This window comes from Haloactinopolyspora sp. (genome assembly GCF_027324685.1).
GTDB lineage: Bacteria > Actinomycetota > Actinomycetes > Jiangellales > Jiangellaceae > Haloactinopolyspora.
The window spans coordinates 1-4,481 of the sequence record NZ_DAHVSH010000049.1; the positions used below are offsets into that span (position 1 = coordinate 1).

The window sequence follows — 4,481 nt, forward strand, 5'->3', positions numbered from 1 at the left end:
TGGTCGACGACCAGAACGACAACGAACGACGAAAGGTGGTGCGCTGATGGCGATGCGGAGCCCGGCCCGGGCGATGGCCGGTCACATGATGTGGGCACGCGGCGGCACAGTGTGGGCGACCTGGCGCCTGAACGCGCTGCCGTACGGCTTCCGCCCGGACAAGGACAAGCACGCTGTGCGCGCGGCCCACCAGGCTCTGCTGAGGTCGCTGCCGGGTGAGGCGTTGCTGCTGGGCACCTGCGCGGCCCTGGATCCGGCGGCCATCGTCGAGCGAATGATCCAGGACGTTCCACTGGAACACTGCCCCGAGTGGGCCGCGGAATGCGAGGCCACGCTGGAAACCCTGGACGAGCTCTCGCTCGGGCAGCGGACGTTCTGGCTCAGCGTCCCGTTGCGCAACGGCGGCAAGTTCGGCGGCATGAGCGCCTCGGTCCGGGCAGCGGTCGACGATTTCCGCGACCAGCTCGCTCTACCTCGTGGTGGCGTACCGCCCGCGGAACTGAAGATCCGTGCCGAGCAGGCGCGCAAGGTGGAATCGGGCATCCCGGGTGTCTTCCGGCCGCAGCCCGCGACGGTCGCGCAGCTGGTCTGGCTCTACCAGCACGCGCTGCAGCGCGGACTGTACGCCGACATGGACCTGCCCGAGCCCCGTGTGGACCGGGAGCCGGCCTTGACGCCACGGCACGGCGTGCTGTGGCCCGACGCGGTCATCGATGAAGGCGCTCAGGCCGAGTTGGACCGTCGCCAACTCAAGTCGTGGAACCCACTGCGCAGGAAGTACCTCAAGATCACCCAGCCGGATCACCCCGACGCAGCGTCGTACCAGAGCATGCTGGCGCTGGCCGACACCCCAGCCGACGGAATGATCTTTCCCGGAGGCGAGTACCTGGGCCGCGTCGACGACGCCGGGCTCGACGTCGACTGGGCGGTGCGCCTGCACACCCGCTCGCGCGAAGAGGTCATGGCGCGTAACCGACGAGCGGTGGCGAACCTGAACGACCAGTTCCTACAGCAGGAAGGCCAACTGAGCACAGGCATGCACGCCATCGAGCGCTCAGCCCGCGACCTCGCCGAGTACGAGGCTCTGCTGTCGTCCGACGACCTCGAGGTCGAGGTCGAGGCGACGGCGATCTTCTGTGTGGCCGGGCACAGCGGTGACGAGGTCATGGAGCAGGCCAAGGAGCTGCAGTCCTTCTACGGGGCGTCGGGCTTCAAGCTCACGCATCCGCTGGGCAATCAGGAAGATCTGTGGTGGGCGATGTTGCCCGGCGCGCCGCTGTCGAAGTCGGTGCGCGAGTTCGCCCAGATCACCACGTCGCATTCGTTCTCTGCTTCCGTACCCGTCGTGACCTGTGATGTCGGCGACAACCGGGGTAGCCTGCTCGCGCTCAACATCTCGACCGGTCAGGTCGGTGCCGTGCACCATGACCCGGCCGGTGCGACCAGTCGCCTCGACGTGTCCGGGTCACTGGCCATCGCCGGCGAGCTCGGCGCCGGGAAGTCGGTCGCGCTGAAGAAGATCGCCGCCGACACCCTCGACCGAGGCGGGCGGTTCGTTGCGCTCGACCGCACCGAGTCCGGCGAGTGGGTCACCATGGCTCAAGCGCTCACCAGCCCCACCGTCGTGTCAGTCGCCGAACCCACCATGAGCATGGATCCGCTGCGGGTGTTCGATCGGCAGACCGGGTCGCGGGTGGCGCAGTCGTTCCTGACGCCGCTGCTGAACGTCTCGCCCACGTCCGATCGTGGAGTGCTGCTCTCCGACGTCCTCGAGGTCAGCTACTTGAGCCGGCACGGTATTCGCGGGCTCGGCAGCTTGACCGCTCACTTGATGGAGAGTTGCACGCTCGACGGGGCCTACGAGCTGGGCCGGCTGATGAACGTCTTCGCTCGAAAGGACTTCGGCCGAGTCATCTTCGACTCGTCGCTGCCTCCGCTGGAGCTCGACGACCGCGCCATCGTGTTCTGGACGCGGACGCTCGAGCTGCCCGACCGCGACGAGATCCAGCACGCGCACCTGTTCGAGCAGCTCAAGCTCGAAAAGATCTTCGGCCGCGCGATGTACGCGCTGATGGCCAGCATGGGACGCCAGATCTGCTTCCACAACCGCTCGGAGCTGGCGCTGTTCATCGTGGACGAGGCGCACCACGTCACCGCCAGTCCCGAAGGAGAACGCGAGATCACCGTGTTCGTCCGGGACGGCCGTAAGCACCAAGCCGCCGTCGCTCTGGGCAGCCACGACCCTGAAGCCGATTTCGGCGACGCGACGCTGCGCGGACTCATCCCCACCCGAATCCTCATGCGCCACCGCGACAAGACGCTGGCCAAGCGCGGCTTGCGCTGGCTCGACCTCGACCCCGAGGACGAGTCGCTCGTGTCGCTCATCACCGAGCACACGAGCCCGGTCGGCGCTGACGGCGTGCCCGACATGCGCCGCGGTGAAGCGTTGATGCGTGATGCGCTGGGCAACGTCGCTCGCGTCAAGATCATGCCGCCGTCACGGCCCGAGCGTTTCGAGGCGATGAAGACCTCACCGCCCGAGGTCGCGATCACCGCGTCGGCTAACCGACGTCGACCACAGTTGGAGCAGCCGGCACCGACCCAGCTCACGGGGGCGATGGAGGAGGCGGCCCGGCCATGAGCGTCTCCGGCTTGGTTCACGCGGCGGGCTATCGGACGTCCGCCGTGTTGACCAGCACGGATTTCGACAGCGTCAAATACACTCGCTCCATTCCCGGGGGCGGGGACGTCCGCATTTCCATCTCCGACATTCAGCTGGCGCTGCCCGGAGGTGGCCTGACCGAACTCGACTCCGTCTTCTTCCGATTCATCATGGAGATGATGTGGTCGATCTACACGGCCTGTGTGTGGATAGTCTCCTGGTTCGCCAATTTTGCGATGGGGCTTGGCTGGCTGAACGCCATCCGGGCGCCGTTCGATGCGATCCAAGACGTTCTACAGGAGATTCTCCGCAACTACAACTTGTACGCGACGATGCTGGTGATAACCGCGTTCATCTGTGTCATCTGGATGGCCCGGGGGCGTTGGGCACAGGGGATCGCGGAGTTGTTTCTCGCTCTGATCATCACCAACTACGCCATCGCATCGATCGGCGCGACCGACACGGACACCACGCCGCTGGCGGCGTACTCCCCGTTGGACGTGATGCTCGGCGGCGACGACGGAGGCGGCCTCATCTACGAGTCCCGTGACTTCGGGACCGACATTGTCGGCCAACTCGACTCGAGGGTCGAGAGCGAAAACGAAGCCGACGAGAGCCAGCCGGAGTTTGATCCGATGACACCCGGCGAGAGCATCGTCACCTCGTTCATCTGGTATCCAGTGCAGCTGGTCAACTTCGGAGAGATCCTCGTTCCTCGCAATGACAACGGTGAGCCGGTCGCGAAAGACCACCCGCGCTACCACGACTGCCAGGATGCCTATGCGCTCGTGCTGGCATACGTCTCCCGTTATGGGGATGGCGAGAACGGGCGCGGTGAAGAACTTGCGCAGGAGATCCGGGAGCGCGTGCCGGGGCCGTACGGCGAACGGGCTGCCGAAGCTGTCGGCGAGGACGCTCGATACCTCGACGAGGGATGGAAGGTGCCGGGCGCTTGTGTCTATGGCGACGAGGACAAGTTCGAGAATCAGGCCAATCTGCAGGGGGTTCTCACTCAGTGGTTCCTCGGACCGACCGTGGGCTTCCTCGGACTCGTGGTCTTGGTCATCGCGGGTGCCGTCGTCCTGGCTGGCGTCAACGCGATCGTCCAGTGTTTCAAGGTTCTGCTGGCCTTGCTCGTAGCGATCCTTCCAATGGGCGCGCGTCGTTCTCTCTGGGTGACGATCGGCTCGGCGGCGACCGCCCTACTGACGCTCGTGTTCGCCATCATCTTTCTCGGCACGTTCATGGTGATCATCCAGTACATCTTCGGCGATCAGGCTGGCAACTCGTTCGGTGAACGCATCGGCACGTTCATGCTTGTCGACGTCCTGCTGGTCATCGGTTTGATCATCTTCTGGCGAGGCCGCAAGGCCGTCTCACAGTCGAACGAAAAGATGGCCGAAGCCATGTCGAAGATGACGCCAGGCGGAGGCGGCGGCGGAGGGTTCGGTAAGGCCGCGAACAGCGGAGGCTTGATGGCCGGCATGGGCCGATTCCACACCGCCATGGACGTACAACGCGACATAACCGGTGGCCGCCACCTACACAGCATGATGCGACGTCGGCGTGAGGGCGGCTTCAGCGGACCCGGCAGCGTGGTGATGTCTGCGGGCAGCCGCGGTCGTTCCGGTGGCGCGGCCAAGGCCACCGGTGGTGCCATGGTCCGGGCGGGCGCGATCAAGGGCGCGAAGAAGTTGGCTGGAACCGCTGCGCTGGGATTCGTCACCGGTGGTAGCTCCCTGGTGGCGCAGGGTGGAGCGGCCGTCGCCAAGTCCGGTGCGCTCAAGGCTGCGGGTAAGGGTCTGGCGGCTGCCGGCGG

At 65.8% G+C, this 4,481-nt stretch carries 1 protein-coding gene and 1 pseudogene; both read left to right on the plus strand.

Features of this window, described 5'->3' with window-relative positions; all coding sequences use genetic code 11:
• Positions 1-46 precede the first annotated feature (46 nt).
• Positions 47-2,641 carry an ATP-binding protein gene (locus M6444_RS06530; protein ID WP_298324485.1) on the plus strand — a complete coding sequence of 865 codons (2,595 nt, stop codon included), beginning with the start codon at positions 47-49 and terminating at the stop codon, positions 2,639-2,641.
• Positions 2,638-4,481: pseudogene (locus M6444_RS06535) on the plus strand (hypothetical protein); the annotation flags it as partial. The gene M6444_RS06530 and the pseudogene M6444_RS06535, both read left to right, overlap by 4 nt.

Excerpts from the sequence above, each read along its gene's own strand:
- M6444_RS06530 (WP_298324485.1), top strand. The coding sequence starts at position 47 with ATGGCGATGCGGAGCCCGGCCCGGGCGATGGCCGGTCACATGATGTGG.